The following is a 15,301-nucleotide window of genomic DNA, read 5'->3' on the forward strand; positions in this document are numbered from 1 at the left end:
CGGGCACGGCCCGCCGGTAGGCTGACCCGGTGAGCAACGAGATCGAGATCGGACGTGGCAAGCGCGGTCGGCGCGCGTTCTCCTTCGACGACGTCGCCGTCGTGCCCTCGCGGCGCACGCGCGACCCGGAGGAGGTGTCGGTCGGCTGGCAGATCGACGCCTACCACTTCGACCTGCCGATCCTCGCGGCGCCCATGGACTCGGTCATGAGCCCGGCGACCGCCGTCGCGCTCGGCAACCACGGCGGCCTCGGCGTCCTCGACCTCGAGGGCCTGTGGACCCGCTACGACGACCCGACCGCGCTCCTCGAGGAGATCGCCGCGCTCGAGCCGCTCGAGGCGACGCGCCGCATGCAGGAGATCTACGCCGAGCCCATCAAGGCCGACCTCATCACGCAGCGCCTCAAGGAGATCCGTGCGGCGGGCGTCACCGTCGCCGCGGCCCTGTCGCCGCAGCGCACCCAGGAGCACTACCAGACGGTGGTCGACGCCGGCGTCGACCTGTTCGTCATCCGCGGCACGACGGTCTCCGCCGAGCACGTGTCCGGCGTCGCGGAGCCGCTCAACCTCAAGCGCTTCATCTACGAGCTCGACGTCCCGGTCGTCGTGGGCGGCGCGTCCACGTACACCGCGGCGCTGCACCTCATGCGCACGGGCGCCGCGGGCGTCCTCGTCGGCTTCGGCGGCGGCGCCGCCCACACCACGCGGGTCTCGCTCGGCATCCACGCGCCCATGGCGACCGCGGTCGCGGACGTCGCGGCGGCCCGCCGCGACTACCTCGACGAGTCGGGCGGCCGCTACGTGCACGTCATCGCGGACGGCGGCGTCGGCCGGTCGGGCGACCTCGTCAAGGCGGTCGCGTGCGGCGCCGACGCGGTCATGCTCGGCGCGGCGCTCGCGCGGGCCGAGGAGGCGCCGGGCAAGGGCTGGCACTGGGGCTCGGAGGCGCACCACGCCCAGCTCCCGCGCGGCGAGCGCGTGCGTGTCGGCACGGCCGGCACGCTCGAGGAGATCCTCTTCGGGCCGGGCCGCCAGGCGGACGGCACGCTCAACCTCGTCGGCGCGCTCCGCCGGGCCATGGCGACGACCGGGTACTCGGACCTCAAGGAGTTCCAGCGCGTCGAGGTCGTCGTCTCCCCGTACCAGCCCCGCTGAGCCCGCCGTGGCCGGACGCATCGCCGACGGTCCGCGCCTGACGCACGCCGGCGACGGCGCGCCGGGCGGCAACGGCTCCGTGCCCGCCGCGGGCGCGGGCCGCCCGGAGACGGACGTCGCGGACGCGGTCTCGACGGAGGCCTCCACCGACCTGGTCTTCACCGAGGTCGAGGACGCCGACGTCGAGGCGGTCGTCGCGCTGTGGCGGGAGTGCGGGCTCACCCGGCCCTGGAACGACCCGTACCGCGACCTCGCCGACGCCCGCCTGGGCGAGACCTCGACGGTGCTCGTGGGCCGTGCGACGCGCGACCTGCCCACGGTGGCCCCGGACGGTGCTCCCGAGACGCCCGGGGTCGCGGCCGGGGAGCTCGTCGCGACGGCGATGGCCGGCGTCGACGGGCACCGTGGCTGGCTCTACTACGTGGCGGTCGACCCACGCGTCCAGGGGCGCGGCGCGGGTCGTGCGACGGTCGTCACGGCGGAGGCGTGGCTCGCCGCGCAGGGCGCGCGGGCCGTGCGCCTCATGGTGCGCGCCACGAACGACGCGGTGCGCGGCTTCTACGAGCGCCTGGGGTACGCGGACCAGGAGTGCGTCGTGCTCGGCCGCCCGCTCGGCGCCCCGGACGCGCGCGACGCCGGACGATGACCCCCGCCGCCTGGCGGCCGGACGACGACGAGCTCGCCGCTCTCGAGGCCGAGCACGGCGCGCGCGTCGCCGCGCTCGACCCGCTCGTGGCGGTCCCCGCTCTCGGTGCCACCGCGGGCGACGAGCGTCTCCTCGCCGTGCGGCTCCCGGACGGCTCCCGGGCCGCGGGGCTCCTCGGCGTCGGGGACGTCGGACCCGGCTCCGCGGCGGCAGGGTTCCGCGCGCTGCGCGAGCACCGGCTGCGGGCGCGCGCGGCGGGACCGGACGTGGGCGGCGCGGTCCGCGCGCTCGTCGCGGCCTGGACGGCGCGCGTCGCGCGCGACCCGGGCAGCGCACCGGCGGGCGACGGGCTGCCCGAGCGGGGCCCCGCACCCCGCGACCACGGCCTGGCGCTCCTGTGGCCGAGCCGCGACGTCGAGGCCGTGGGCGCCCTCGCGGCGAGCGGCCTGCGCCCGACCGTGCACCTCGCTGCCCGTCGCGGCGCCCCGTCGGCCCGGCCCCGCACGGACCTCCCCGGGCTCGTGGTGACCGACGCCGGCCCGGACGACGTGGCCGCCGTCGTCGAGCACCAGCGCGCCGAGCTCGCGTACGACGAGCTCGTGGGCGCGGCCCGCGTCCGGCCGCTCGCGGCCGAGCACCTCGCCGCCCAGGTCGCCGCCGCCGTCGAGAACCCGCGCACCACGGTCCTCGTGGCGCGCCGCCAGGGGCCGGGGGAGCGGACGGGCGAGGTTGTGGGCGTCGTCGCGGTCGAGCCACCGGAGCGCTCCGGGGCCATGGCCGGGACCGTCACGGCGGGGCCGGTCGCCTACCTCGTCCTGCTGCACGTGACGGGCAGCGCGCGCGGTACCGGGGTCGGCGGGGCGCTCGTCGACGCGGCGCTCGCGCGCGTGCACGAGCAGGCCGGGCCGGGCGCCGTCGTCGTGCTGCACCATGGCGTGCTCAACCCGCTGTCCGCGCCCTTCTGGGCGCGGCAGGGGTTCCGGCCCGTGCTCACCACGTGGGAGCAGCCCGTCGACGCGCTGTCAGCGCCACGACGTAGCCTGTCCCCATGACGAGCTCATCCGGCACACCCGGCTCCGGGCGCGGCGACGGCGCCGCGCTGGACGGCCTGATCGACCCCGAGAACCCGGCCGCGACCTACGTCCTCGAGCCGGAGGTCGTGGCCCCCCTCGCGCAGCGCGTCGTCACGAGCAACGAGGCGGGCATGCACCGGTCCGTCCTGCCGTCCACGGGAGCCCCGCTCGCCGCGGTCCCCGTCTCGTCCGTCGAGGACGTCGCCCGTGCCGTGGCACGCGCGCGGGCCGCGCAGCCGGCCTGGGCCGCCCGCTCCGTGCGCGAGCGCGCGGCGGTGCTGCGGCGCTTCGGCGAGCTCGCGCTCGCGCGCCAGTCCGACGGCCTCGACCTCATCCAGATGGAGTCCGGCAAGTCGCGGCGCAGCGCGTTCGAGGAGGTCGCGGACGTCGCGATCCTCACGCGCCACTACGCCCAGCGCGGCCCGCGCTACCTCGCCGACCGGCGGGCGCCGGGGATGCTGCCCGTGCTGACCGGTACGCGCGTGCACCGCCGTCCCGTGGGCGTGGTCGGCGTCATCGCGCCGTGGAACTACCCGCTGACGCTCGCGTTCGCCGAGGCCGTGCCCGCGCTCGTGGCGGGGAACGCCGTCGTGCTCAAGCCGGACCCGCAGACGACGCTCACCGCGCTGTGGGGCGCGGAGCTGCTCGAGGAGGCGGGGCTGCCCGCCGACCTGTTCCTCGTCGTCGCGGGCGGGGGAGACGTCGGCGCTGCGGTGACCGACCACGTGGACCACATCGCGTTCACGGGCTCGACGGCCACCGGCCGCAAGGTCGCGGCGCGGGCGGGGGAGCGCCTCATCGGCGCGACGCTCGAGCTGGGCGGCAAGAACCCGCTCTACGTCGCGGCCGACGCCGACGTGCGCGCCGCCGCGCGTGGCGCCGTGCGCGCGTGCTTCTCCAACTCCGGCCAGCTCTGCGTGTCGATCGAGCGGCTCGTGCTGCACGAGGACGTGGCGGACGCGTTCCTCGACGAGTTCGTGCCCCTCGTGCGTGAGATGCGTCTCGGCGCCGGGCTCGACTACTCGGCGGACATGGGGTCGCTCACGTCGCAGGCGCAGCTCGACCGCGTGGTCGCCCACGTCGAGGACGCCATCGCGCGCGGCGCGCGCGTCCTCGCGGGCGGCGTGCACCGGGCGGACATCGGGCCGTGGTTCTACGCGCCCACCGTCCTCGACGACGTGCCCGACGACGCGGCGTGCGCGCGCGAGGAGACGTTCGGCCCGGTCGTCTCCGTGCGCCGGGTCGCGAGCGACGACGAGGCCGTCGAGGTCATGAACGACACCGAGTACGGGCTCAACGCGAGCGTGTGGACGCGCGACGCCGCCCGGGGCCGCCGGATCGCGGCCCGCGTCGAGGCCGGGACGGTCAACGTCAACGACGGCTACTCCGCGACGTGGGGCTCCGTCGGGGCGCCGATGGGCGGGTTCAAGGCGTCGGGCCTCGGGCGCCGCCACGGGCGCGAGGGGATCGAGGCCCTCACCGAGGCGCAGACGATCTCCGTGCAGCGCGGCGCGAACCAGGGCCTCACGCTCGACACGCTCTACCAGCTCGGCGGGGAGCTGCCGAGCAAGGTCCTCACGTCGGCGCTCGACGTCATGCGCCGCCTGCGGCTGCCCTGACGGAGCCCGCTCAGCGGAGCACGGCGTCGAGCACGGCCTTCGTCGCCGCGGGAACCTCGCGGGCGCGGTAGAGCACGGCCTTCCACGGCTCCACGCTCGCCGCGCTGACGCCGACCCCCACGGCGTCGAGACCTGCGACGCGGCACGAGAACAGCGTGCGCGGCAGGTGGTACCCCTGCGTGACGACCACCGCCGTGCCGACGCCGAACTCCGACGCCGCGCGCGTGCACGTCGCGTGGGTGTCGAAGCCCTCGCGGTCGAGCAGGATCGCGTCGTCGGGCACGCCGCGGCCCAGCAGCCACGCGCGCATCGAGCCGGGCTCGTCGTAGTCGTCGTGCGCGTCGCCGCTCACGAGGACGACGGGCGCGACGCCCCGGTCGTAGAGCTCGGCCGCCGCGTCGAGCCGACGGCGCAGGTACGTGGACGGCGTCCCGTCCGGCCGCAGCCCCGCCCCCGGGACGACGATCGCGTCGCTCGGCGGCACGTGCGCGGGGTCGGCGACGTGCGAGCGCCCCACCGCCTGCACGACGACGAACGGCGCCAGCACGAGCACCACGAGCCCGGCGGCCGTCCCCAGGGTCAGGCGCCGCCGTCGGGACCGGCGCGGACGCCCCGACGAGGACCTGTCGGACGACGGTGCTGTTGGGCCTGCTGCTGACGCCGTGGTGGCGGGCGGCGACGCCGGATCGTCGGTCACGCCCCGACCCTAACCTCGCCGCCGCGTCGACCAGGCGCTCCTGGCTGGCCGAGCAGGTGGTCCTGGTCCGTCCGCCGTCCGGGACGGACCAAGACCGCCTGTTCGGCGGGTTGGGGTGGAGAGGAAGGGAAGAGGGTCAGGTGGGGGAGGTGAGGGTCGTGAGCTCGGCGGTGAGGTTGGCGCGGGCGCGGTCCTCCCAGAGCGCGGCGGCCTGCGGGGTGCGGAACAGCGTGCCGCCTCCGAGCAGCGCGCGCAGGACGGCGGCCCGCCCGGTGCGGAAGGCGTCGTCGGGCACGTGGGCGTACTCGGCGCGCACCTGGCGGGCGTAGCGGGCGTACCGGTCCGGCGCGGACCCGAGGACGGCGAGGTCGGCGTCCGAGACGAGCGCTCCGGGCCCGTCGCCCGGCGCCGGGGCGTGGTCGGTCGTCACGAGCACGAGCCGCACGACCTCCTCGACCTCGTGGGCGCCGAGGTGGCCCGCCAGCCGGGCGTCTGCGAGCTCGGCCGACCGCTCCTCGTCGCGGCCCGCCTCGCCGTCGTGCACGGCGTCGTGGAACCACAGCGCGAGCTGCGTCACCGCCGGCATCACGCCCGTGACCGACGCCGCGCCGCTCGGTGCGCCGCCCAACAGCGCGCCGCTCGGCGCGCCGCCCGACACCGCGCCGCCCGACACCGCGCCGCCGGACGTTCCGCCCGACGCCGTGCTGCCCGACGCGGCGGCGGTACCTGCGCGGGCGGGTGGCTCGGCGGCGTCGGGCACGCCGGGCGGGCGTCCTTCGAGGAGCGCGAGCGAGTCGAGCGCGTGCACGAGGTGCTCGGGCCCGTGGTAGACGCGGTGCGGCTCGTGCCAGCGCTCGACGAGCTCGACGCCGACGTCACGCGCGCCCGGGAGGAGCACGTCCCAGCGCGCGAGGAGCGCGTCGGCCTTCGCCGCGCGCCGCGCCCGGCCGGGGACGCGCAGACCGGAGGCGCCGAGGCGCCGCGCGAGCTCGCGACCCCCGACGGGCACCGCGCCCGCGGCGACCGCGACGTCGTACCGCTCGGCGGCGACGTCGTAGTGGTCGAGGTCGAACGCCCGCGGGCTCACGCCGATCGACGCCGCGAACGCGTGCAGCTCCGCGAGCGACGCGTCGGACACGAGATGGCTGAACAGCGTCCCGTGGGCGGGCCACGCGGGCGGGTCGATGAGAACGGTCACCACCCGAGCATGCCACCGGCCGGCGAGCCGACGCGCGGGCGTCGGCTCACCGGCCGGGGAGCGGCCTGAGCCGCCTGGGTGTCACCCGGAGGAGCCCGGGCGTGCGGGGATCAGCCGGCGCGCGAGGCCGCCTCGACGACCTCGACCGACTGGCGCGCGATGGCGAGCTCCTCCATCGTCGGGACCACCATGACGAGCGTGCTCGTCCAGTCCGGCGAGATGACGCGCGGCTCGCCGGAGTCGACGGCGTTGCGGTCCGGGTCGACGGCGAGGCCGAGCGGCTCGAGCCCCTCGACGACGGCGGCGCGCACCTCGGCGTCGTGCTCGCCGACGCCCGCGGTGAAGGCGACGACGTCCACGCGGCCCAGCACGGCGGCGTACGCGCCGACGTACTTGCGCAGCCGGTGGATGTACACGTCGAACGCGAGGCGGGCACCCTCGTGGCCGGCCTCCATGAGCCGGTGCAGCTCGCGGAAGTCGTTCACGCCGGACAGGCCCTTGACGCCCGAGCGCTTGTTGAACAGGTCGTCGATCTCGTCGATGCTCATGCCCGCGTTGCGCGCGAGGTGGAACACGACCGCGGGGTCGATGTCGCCCGTGCGCGTGCCCATGACGAGGCCCTCGAGCGGGGTCAGGCCCATCGACGTCTCGACCGGCACGCCGCCCTTGACGGCCGACGCGGAGGCGCCGTTGCCGAGGTGCAGGACGATCGTGTTGAGCCCCTCGATCCGGCGCCCGAGGACGCGCGCGACCTTCCCCGAGACGTACTGGTGGCTCGTGCCGTGGGCGCCGTAGCGGCGGATCGCGTACTTCTCGGCGACCTCGGCGTCCAGGGCGTACGTCGCGACGTGCTGCGGCAGCCGCTGGAAGAACGCGGTGTCGAACACCGCGACGTGCGGCACGTCGCCGAGCAGCGACCGCGCGACCTCGATGCCCTTGACGTTCGCCGGGTTGTGCAGCGGCGCGAGCGGGGACAGCGAGCGGATCCGCTCGAGCACGCCGTCGTCGACGAGGACCGGGTCGGCGAACAGCGAGCCGCCCTGCACGACGCGGTGCCCTACCGCGTACACGTCGGCGTCCGAGAGCGTCGGGCCGACCTCGTCGAACATGCTCAGCGCGATGCGCAGCGCGTGCCCGTGGTCCGCGACGGGCTCCTCGCGCGTCGTCGTGTTCCCGGCGAACCGGTGCTTGATGATCCCGGACTCCTCGCCGATGCGCTCGATCGTGCCCGCGGCGATCGCCTCGCCGCCGACGGGGTTGACGAGCTGGTACTTGAGCGAGGACGACCCCGAGTTCATGACGAGCACGGACCCGTGCGCGCCGTACGCGCTGTAGGGGTTGGGGCGCTCGCCCTCGGGCAGGATCGTCATGACGTGGCTCCCTGGGAGTCAGAGGTGGGGTCGGCGGCGTCGGCCGGGGCCTGCGCCTGGATCGCGGTGATCGCGACGGTGTTGACGATGTCCTGCACGAGCGCGCCGCGCGAGAGGTCGTTCACCGGCTTGTTGAGGCCCTGGAGGACCGGGCCCACCGCGACGGCGCCCGCCGAGCGCTGGACCGCCTTGTAGGTGTTGTTGCCCGTGTTGAGGTCCGGGAAGATGAACACGGTCGCGCGCCCCGCGACGTCCGAGCCCGGCATCTTCGACGCCGCGACGGACGCGTCGACGGCCGCGTCGTACTGGATCGGGCCCTCGACGAACAGGTCGGGGCGGCGCTCGCGCACGAGCGCCGTGCCCCGGCGCACCTTGTCGACGTCGGCCCCCGAGCCGGACTCGCCGGTCGAGTACGACAGCATCGCGACCCGCTGGTCGACGCCGAACTGCTGCGCCGTCGCCGCCGAGGAGATCGCGATGTCCGCGAGCTGCTCGGCCGTCGGGTCGGGGATGACCGCGCAGTCGCCGTAGACGAGCACGCGGTCCTGCAGGCACATGAGGAACACGGACGAGACGACGGAGACGCCCGGCTGGGTCTTGATGATCTCGAACGACGGCTTGATGGTGTGCGCCGTCGTGTGCTTCGCGCCCGACACCATGCCGTCCGCGAGCCCGAGGTGGACCATCATCGTGCCGAAGTAGGAGACGTCCTGGACGCGCTCGCGCGCCTCCTCGAGCGTCATGCCCTTGTGCGCGCGCAGCCGCTGGTACTCCGCGGCGAACCGCTCCACGAGCTCGGGGTCGTGCGGGCTGACGACGTGCGCGGCGTCGATGTCGAGGCCGAGCTCCGCCGCGCGGGCGCGGACCTTCTGCTCCTCGCCGAGGATCGTCAGCTCCGCGACCTGGCGGCCGAGCAGCGTGGACGCGGCGCGCAGGATGCGGTCGTCGTCGCCCTCGGGCAGCACGACGTGCTTGCGGTCCGCGCGGGCGCGCGACAGCAGCTCGTACTCGAACATCAGCGGCGTGACGACCTCGGGCCGGGGCACGTCGAGCCCCGCGAGGAGCGCCGCGCCGTCGACGCTCTGCTCGAACAGCGCGAGCGCGGTGTCGACCTTGCGCTGCGACTCCTTGGTCACGCGGCCCCGGGCGCTCGCGGCGGCGCTCGCCGAGCGGAACGTCCCGAGGTCGGTGCGGATGATCGGCAGGCTCGGGTCGAGGTCCGCGACGAGGCGCGCCGTCGACTCGGGCGGGAAGAACCCGCCGTTGAGGATGACGCCCGCGAGCGACGGGAAGCCCGACGCCGAGTGGGCGGCGAGCAGCCCGATGAGGATGTCCACCCGGTCGCCGGGCGTGATGACGACGGCGCCGTCGGTGAGCCGGTCGAGCAGGTGCTCGAACGACATCGCACCGACGAGCAGGTCGGTCGCCTCGCGCGCGAGGAGCTCCTCCTCGCCGAACGCGAGCGTCCCGCCCACGGCCTCCATGAGGATCCGCACGGTCGGCGCGTCGAGGAACGGGTCCTCGGGCACCGCCCAGCCCGGCAGCCGCGTGCCCGGGGCGGGCTGCGCCGTCGGGCCCGACGACGTGCCGCCCGCGAGCGGCTCGCCGTCCGGTCCCAGCGACCCGAGCAGCGCGCGCACCGCGTCGAGGTCGTCCGGCTGCACGCGGTTCGCGACGACGCCGATGGGCTGCGCGTGCTGCGAGCGCAGCTCGGCGACGCTCACCTCGATGAGGTTGCCCACGGCGTCGGGCGTGCGGCCCTTGCCGGAGACGACGAGGAGGACCGGTGCGCCGAGGTTCGCCGCGACGCGCGCGTTGAACGACAGCTCGGTCGGCCCGGCGACGTCGGTGTAGTCCGTGCCCACGACGACCACGAAGTCGCACTGGCTCGCGACCTCGTGGTACCGGGCCACGATCCGCGAGAGCGCGGCCTCCTGGTCGGCGTGGACGTCCTCGTACGTGACGCCGATCGCCTGCTCGGCGGTGACGTCCACGCCGTCGTGCGCGAGCAGGAGCTCGAGCACGTAGTCCTGCACGTCCGGGCCGGCGGCCCGGGTGACCGGCCGGAAGACCCCGACCCGCTGGACCTTGCGGACCAGCAGGTCGAGGACCCCCAGCGCGATCGTGGACTTGCCCGTCTCGCCCTCGGGCGAGGTGATGTAGATGCTGCGAGCGGTGTCGCTCACTCGTTGTCTCCTCCGGTGTCCTGCACGGCGGCGCTCGCGCCGTTGTACTGCGGGCCACCCTCCTCGGTCGCCGTCTCGCCGACGTCCGGCCACACCCAGTCGCGCACCTCGGGGATGTCCTCCCCGTGCTCGCGGGTGTACTGGCGGGCCGCCAGCCGCGCGTCGACCATCTCCTGGCGCAGGCCCGCGTAGGTCGAGCGCAGGGACGGCACACGGTCGATGACGTCGATCACCAGGTGGTAGCGGTCGATGTCGTTGAGCATGGCCATGTCGAACGGGGTGGTGGTGGTGCCCTCCTCCTTGTAGCCGCGCACGTGGATGTTCGCGTGGTTCGTGCGGCGGTACGTGAGGCGGTGGATGAGCCACGGGTAGCCGTGGTAGTTGAAGATGACCGGCCGGTCCGTCGTGAAGAGCGTGTCGAAGTCCTTGTCCGACAGGCCGTGCGGGTGCTCCTTCTCGTCCTGGAGCCGCATGAGGTCCACGACGTTGACGACCCGGACCTTGAGGTCGGGGATGCGCCGGCGCAGGATGTCCGCCGCGGCGAGCACCTCGAGCGTGGGCACGTCGCCCGCGGCGCCGAGCACGACGTCCGGGTCCTCGCCCTCGACCTCGGTGCCGGCCCAGTCCCAGATGCCGAGGCCGCGCGAGCAGTGCGCGATCGCCTGGTCCATCGACAGGAACTGCGGCGCCGGCTGCTTGCCCGCCACGACGACGTTCACGTACTGGCGCGAGCGCAGGCAGTGGTCGTACGTCGAGAGCAGCGTGTTCGCGTCCGGCGGCAGGTAGACGCGGACGATCTCGGCCTTCTTGTTCACGACGTGGTCGATGAAGCCCGGGTCCTGGTGGCTGAAGCCGTTGTGGTCCTGGCGCCACACGTGGCTCGACAGCAGGTAGTTGAGGCTCGCGACCGGGCGCCGCCACGGGATGTGGTTCGTGACCTTGAGCCACTTCGCGTGCTGGTTGAACATCGAGTCGACGATGTGGATGAAGGCCTCGTAGCTCGTGAACAGGCCGTGCCGCCCGGTGAGCAGGTAGCCCTCGAGCCAGCCCTGGCACTGGTGCTCCGACAGCATCTCCATGACGCGCCCGGCGCGCGCGAGGTGCTCGTCGACGTCGGGCCCGAAGAAGTCGGCGTTCCACTGCTTGTCCGTGACCTCGTACACGGCCTGGAGGCGGTTCGACGCCGTCTCGTCGGGGCCGAAGATCCGGAAGTTGTCCGGGTTCTTCCGCACGACGTCGGTGAGCCACTGCCCGAGGACGCGCGTCGACTCGGCGATGCTGCTGCCCGGCCCCGTGACGTCCACAGCGTAGTCGCGGAAGTCCGGCAGGCGGAGGTCCTTGAGCAGGAGGCCGCCGTTCGCGTGCGGGTTGTCGCTCATGCGGAGCGTGCCCTCGGGGGCGAGCGCGGCGACGTCGTCGACCAGGCGGCCGTCCTCGTCGAACAGCTCGTCGGCCCGGTAGGACTCGAGCCAGCCGCGCAGCACCTCGAGGTGCTCCGGGGTGTCCCGGGCGCTCGCGAGCGGCACCTGGTGCGCGCGCCACGAGTCCTCGGTCTTCTTGCCGTCGATGACCGGCGGGCACGTCCAGCCCTTCGGCGTGCGGAACACGATCATCGGCCACGCGGGACGCTCGTCGTTCCCCGCCGCGGCGTCGGCCTTGATCTGCGCGATGTGGTTGAGCACCTCGTCGAGGAGCTGCGCGAAGCGGCGGTGCACCTCGAAGTGGTCCTCGCCGTCGAAGCCGCCCGTGAAGAAGTACGGCGTGTGGCCGTACCCGATCATGAGGTCGCGCAGCTCGTCGTCGCTGATGCGCGCGAGCACCGTCGGGTTGGCGATCTTGTAGCCGTTGAGGTGCAGGATCGGCAGGACGACGCCGTCGTTGCGCGCGTTGACGAACTTGTTCGAGTGCCAGCTCGTCGCGAGCGGGCCCGTCTCCGCCTCGCCGTCGCCGACGACCGCGGCGACGAGCAGGTCGGGGTTGTCGAACGCGGCGCCGTACGCGTGGGAGAGCGCGTAGCCCAGCTCACCGCCCTCGTGGATCGACCCGGGCGTCTCCGGCGCGACGTGGCTCGGGATGCCGCCCGGGAAGGAGAACTGGCGGAACAGCCGGCGCAGGCCCTCGGTGTCCTGGGTGACGTCCGAGTAGGTCTCGGAGTACGTCCCCTCGAGGTACGCGTTCGCGACGAGGCCGGGGCCGCCGTGGCCGGGGCCGGCGACGTAGATCGTCGACTGGCGGCGCTGCGCGATCGCGCGGTTGAGGTGCGCGTAGAGGAAGTTGAGGCCCGGCGTGGTGCCCCAGTGGCCCAGGAGGCGCGGCTTGACGTCCTCGCGGTCCAGCGGCGTCCGCAGCAGCGGGTTGTCGAGGAGGTAGATCTGGCCGACCGAGAGGTAGTTCGCCGCGCGCCACCAGGCGTCGACCCGACGCAGGGTGTCGTCGTCGAGCGGTGCGATCTCGGTGGGCTGCCAGGCGGTGGACTCGGTGACGGTGGTCGTGCTCATCTCACGCTCCTGCGGGGGAAGGGTCCGTGAACGACTACGGCTTCATACAACCCCATCGACCGGGGGCCTGCACTATTCCTCCTGGCGCCGGGCGGTGTGACCTGCGCCCACGACGGCACAAAAGGTCCAAGGTCCCGCGCCCGGGAACCACGGCCGAGGACGTTGTCCCCGACGCCGGGGGCCGCTGGGCGGCGTGTGACGTTCGCCCGGGAGTCGGTCCGGATGCGGGGACCCGCCCGCGCCCCGGATACCGTGGGGTCGTGCCCGAGCCCACCGCGCCCCGCTCGTTCTGGGCGGTCGCCCGCCAGCCCCGGGTCGTCGGGCTGCTCGTGCTCCTCCTCGTCGCCGCGGCGGTGTGCGCGCGGCTCGGCGTCTGGCAGCTCGACCGCGCCCAGCAGCGCGCCGAGCTCGCGGCGCAGCACGAGGCCGCCGAGCTCGAGGCCGCCGGACCCGAGGGCGTCGGCGTGCTGCTCCCGCCGCAGTCCACGTTCCCCGGCGAGCTCGTCGGGCGGCAGGCCTGGGTCGAGGGCGAGTACGACGCGGAGGGGCAGCTCCTCGTCGAGGGTCGCGCGCTCGACGGCCGCGCCGGCTACCTCGTGCTCACCCCGCTCCACGTGACCGACGACGGCACCCAGGGGGCGTCGTGGGCCGACCTCTCGGGCGCCCCGGTCCTGCCTGTCGTGCGGGGCTGGGTCGAGTCGCCCGAGGAGAGCGCCGCGCTCGACCCGCCGGACGACGTCGTGCGCCTCACCGGCTACCTCCAGGCGTCCGAGGCCGCCGGGCAGGGCGGCTCCGCCCCCGGCCGCACCGACGCGATCTCCACGGGCGAGCTGGTCAACGCGTGGGGCGGTCCCATGTACTCGGGCTACCTCGTGCTGCTGTCCTCGGACCCGGCGCAGCCGTCCGCGGCCGACGGCGGCCCGGCCCAGCTCCCGCGCCCGACGATCGAGGGCGGCACGGGGCTCAACCTCCAGAACCTGTTCTACGCGCTCCAGTGGTGGGTGTTCGGCGGGTTCGCCGTGCTGCTGTGGGTCCGGCTCGTGCGTGACGAGGCGGCGGGCGGCAAGCGCCGCGCGCGCGGGGAGGACGCCGGGATCGCCGGCCTCCCCGGGCCGGCCGACGCCGACGCGACGGGCCCGCGAACGACCCCCTGAGAGCGGGCCGGGGGCGCACACACCGCGTCCCGGGCCGGGAGCGATCGGACCGCCGTCTCACCACGTGACACAGCGCTTGCCGGACATATGTACGGACCTCAGTCTTATCCCGCCCGGACAGAGCGTCCGGGCGGTCCGCCGGTCGACGTCGCCCGGCGGTCGGAGAGACACGGGGGTACTCCATGAAGAAGCGTCTTGCACCGTTCGCGGTGGCAGCGGTCACGATCGGTCTGGTCCTCGCCCCGGCGGCGAGCGCGAGCGCGGCGAGCAGGACCACGCCGTACAACTGCGGCACCCGCGACGCGAAGATCACGGCGAGCGCGCCGACGAACGTGTCGCTCCGGGTCAACGGGACGACCAACAGCGCGCGCAACAGCGCGGGCGCGGCGGTGACGATGTACGACTACGACGGCCAGGGCACCGCCTACGCGACGTCGACCGACGCGTCGGTGGCGATCCACGTCTCGTGCTTCTGACGCGCTCGTCCCGTCGGGTCGGCTGACTCCGTCAGGTCGCCCTTCACTGCGTCACCCGGTGCCCGGTCGTCGTCCGCGACGGCCGGGCACCGGCGCGTCCGGCCCCGGCCCCGCGACCGGGCCCGGCCCCGAGTCCGGGCCCCCGACCCGGCTGCGCGTCCCGGCCGCCCGCGGTCAGCCGTCGAGGTCGAGGTCCTTGAACCACGACTCGGTGACGTAGTCCGTCTCCCAGCCGAGCGAGCGGTAGAGCTGGTCGGCCTTGGTGGGGGAGTCGGCGTCGACCTCGAGCGCGACGCGGTCGCGACCGTCCCGGGCGGCGTCCGCGATCACCGTCGCGAGCAGCGACTTCGCCACGCCGCGGCCGCGGGCGGCGCGCGTCACCCCGATGTACTCGACGTAGGTGCCCGGCGCGCCGCTCTCGCCCGCGGCGATCGACGAGCACACGACCGTGCCCGCGGGGACGCGGTGGCCGTCGTCGGTGTCCACGTACGCGAGCCACCAGTGGTCCCAGCTGTGGCCCGGGTCCTCGCGGAGCCGCTGCACGAACTCCGAGAAGCTCTCCCGGTAGGAGTTGAAGTGGTCCTGGAAGGACGTCTCCAGCATCTGGTGCACGACCTGGAGGTCGGCCGCGACGGGCATCCCGTTCTCGTGCCGCTCGACCGGGCGGACCGTGACCCCGGCGCGCGGGGCGAGCGCGGCCTCGTCCGGGACGACGGGGCGCGTCATGTGCAGCCAGCTCCGCCGCCGCGCGTACCCGGCCCGGGTCAGCCACTGCGCCTGGCGCGCGTCGTCGGCGAACGGGCTCTCGTCGAGGCGCGTCGCCGTCACGCCGCGCAGGCGCGCCATCGCGACCGCGGTGCGCTCCGCCCAGCGGTAGAACGCGTCCGCGATCGCGTCGACCTCGGCCACGTCGCGGTCGAAGTAGCCCCAGACGGTGGCCCGCCCGGCGGCGCGGTCGTGCACGGTCACCCAGGCGCGGGGGACGTCGTCGGGCCCGACGGCGACCAGCTGGCGCCGCGTCCAGGAGGCCAGCCCCGCGACCTCGGACTCGATCCCGGCGGGGTCGACGTGCGTCGAGCCCGTGCCCTGGAGCTCGTCCAGGCGTCGCAGCCGGACGAGCGCGTCGATGTCGGCGTAGCCGGGGACCCGGGCCCGCCAGGGGCTCGGGAGGGTCGGGAGGTCGTGCGGGGTGGCGCTCGTGGTTCCAGGCATCGGCACCATCTTGGCACC

Annotated in this window: 12 protein-coding genes; 6 read left to right on the forward strand and 6 right to left on the reverse strand. The window is 74.7% G+C overall.

The window, feature by feature from the left end:
- Positions 1-29: 29 nt before the first annotated feature.
- Genes ACI769_RS00115 through ACI769_RS00130 form a run of 4 tightly spaced genes read left to right on the forward strand, consistent with a single transcriptional unit; the run spans position 30 to position 4,492 of the window.
- A complete protein-coding gene (locus ACI769_RS00115; protein WP_043655795.1) occupies positions 30-1,154 on the forward strand; it encodes a GuaB3 family IMP dehydrogenase-related protein in 1,125 nt (374 codons plus the stop codon).
- A gap of 7 nt (positions 1,155-1,161) precedes the next feature.
- Positions 1,162-1,800: a GNAT family N-acetyltransferase gene (locus tag ACI769_RS00120; RefSeq protein WP_370512489.1), complete on the forward strand. Its 639-nt coding sequence runs from the start codon at positions 1,162-1,164 to the stop codon at positions 1,798-1,800.
- Positions 1,797-2,852, forward strand: a complete 1,056-nt coding sequence (locus ACI769_RS00125) for a GNAT family N-acetyltransferase (protein WP_409141023.1) — start codon at positions 1,797-1,799, stop codon at positions 2,850-2,852. The genes ACI769_RS00120 and ACI769_RS00125 overlap by 4 nt, the downstream gene beginning before the upstream one ends.
- The gene (locus tag ACI769_RS00130; RefSeq protein WP_409141024.1) at positions 2,849-4,492 is read left to right on the forward strand and encodes a succinic semialdehyde dehydrogenase; all 1,644 of its coding nucleotides are present in this window, start codon (positions 2,849-2,851) and stop codon (positions 4,490-4,492) included. The genes ACI769_RS00125 and ACI769_RS00130 overlap by 4 nt, the downstream gene beginning before the upstream one ends.
- A gap of 10 nt (positions 4,493-4,502) precedes the next feature.
- Here ACI769_RS00130 and ACI769_RS00135 read toward each other — a convergent pair whose 3' ends face one another.
- The 5 genes from ACI769_RS00135 to ACI769_RS00155 all read right to left on the reverse strand — a co-directional run bounded on the left by ACI769_RS00135 (position 4,503) and on the right by ACI769_RS00155 (position 12,441).
- Positions 4,503-5,189: a vancomycin high temperature exclusion protein gene (locus ACI769_RS00135; RefSeq protein ID WP_391514422.1), complete on the reverse strand. Its 687-nt coding sequence runs from the start codon at positions 5,187-5,189 to the stop codon at positions 4,503-4,505.
- Between the two features lie 136 nt (positions 5,190-5,325).
- Positions 5,326-6,387, reverse strand: coding sequence for a DUF4031 domain-containing protein (locus ACI769_RS00140; protein ID WP_409141025.1), 1,062 nt, complete (start codon positions 6,385-6,387; stop codon positions 5,326-5,328).
- Between the two features lie 110 nt (positions 6,388-6,497).
- Positions 6,498-7,757, reverse strand: a complete 1,260-nt coding sequence (locus ACI769_RS00145) for an acetate/propionate family kinase (protein ID WP_043656335.1) — start codon at positions 7,755-7,757, stop codon at positions 6,498-6,500.
- The gene (gene pta / locus ACI769_RS00150; RefSeq protein WP_034654151.1) at positions 7,754-9,943 is read right to left on the reverse strand and encodes a phosphate acetyltransferase; all 2,190 of its coding nucleotides are present in this window, start codon (positions 9,941-9,943) and stop codon (positions 7,754-7,756) included. The genes ACI769_RS00145 and pta overlap by 4 nt, the downstream gene beginning before the upstream one ends.
- The gene (locus ACI769_RS00155; protein WP_085388382.1) at positions 9,940-12,441 is read right to left on the reverse strand and encodes a phosphoketolase; all 2,502 of its coding nucleotides are present in this window, start codon (positions 12,439-12,441) and stop codon (positions 9,940-9,942) included. The genes pta and ACI769_RS00155 overlap by 4 nt, the downstream gene beginning before the upstream one ends.
- Positions 12,442-12,701: 260 nt before the next feature.
- Between ACI769_RS00155 and ACI769_RS00160 the strand changes: the two genes are divergently transcribed.
- Positions 12,702-13,595 carry an SURF1 family protein gene (locus tag ACI769_RS00160; RefSeq protein ID WP_157446669.1) on the forward strand — a complete coding sequence of 298 codons (894 nt, stop codon included), beginning with the start codon at positions 12,702-12,704 and terminating at the stop codon, positions 13,593-13,595.
- A gap of 182 nt (positions 13,596-13,777) precedes the next feature.
- A complete protein-coding gene (locus ACI769_RS00165; protein ID WP_034654148.1) occupies positions 13,778-14,071 on the forward strand; it encodes a hypothetical protein in 294 nt (97 codons plus the stop codon).
- Positions 14,072-14,245: 174 nt separating this feature from the next.
- Here the strand turns inward: ACI769_RS00165 and ACI769_RS00170 are convergent, their stop codons facing one another.
- Positions 14,246-15,283, reverse strand: coding sequence for a GNAT family N-acetyltransferase (locus ACI769_RS00170; protein WP_206158297.1), 1,038 nt, complete (start codon positions 15,281-15,283; stop codon positions 14,246-14,248).
- Between the last annotated feature and the right edge of the window lie 18 nt (positions 15,284-15,301).

The organism is Cellulosimicrobium sp. RS (genome assembly GCF_046159675.1).
Taxonomy (GTDB): Bacteria; Actinomycetota; Actinomycetes; order Actinomycetales; family Cellulomonadaceae; genus Cellulosimicrobium; species Cellulosimicrobium funkei.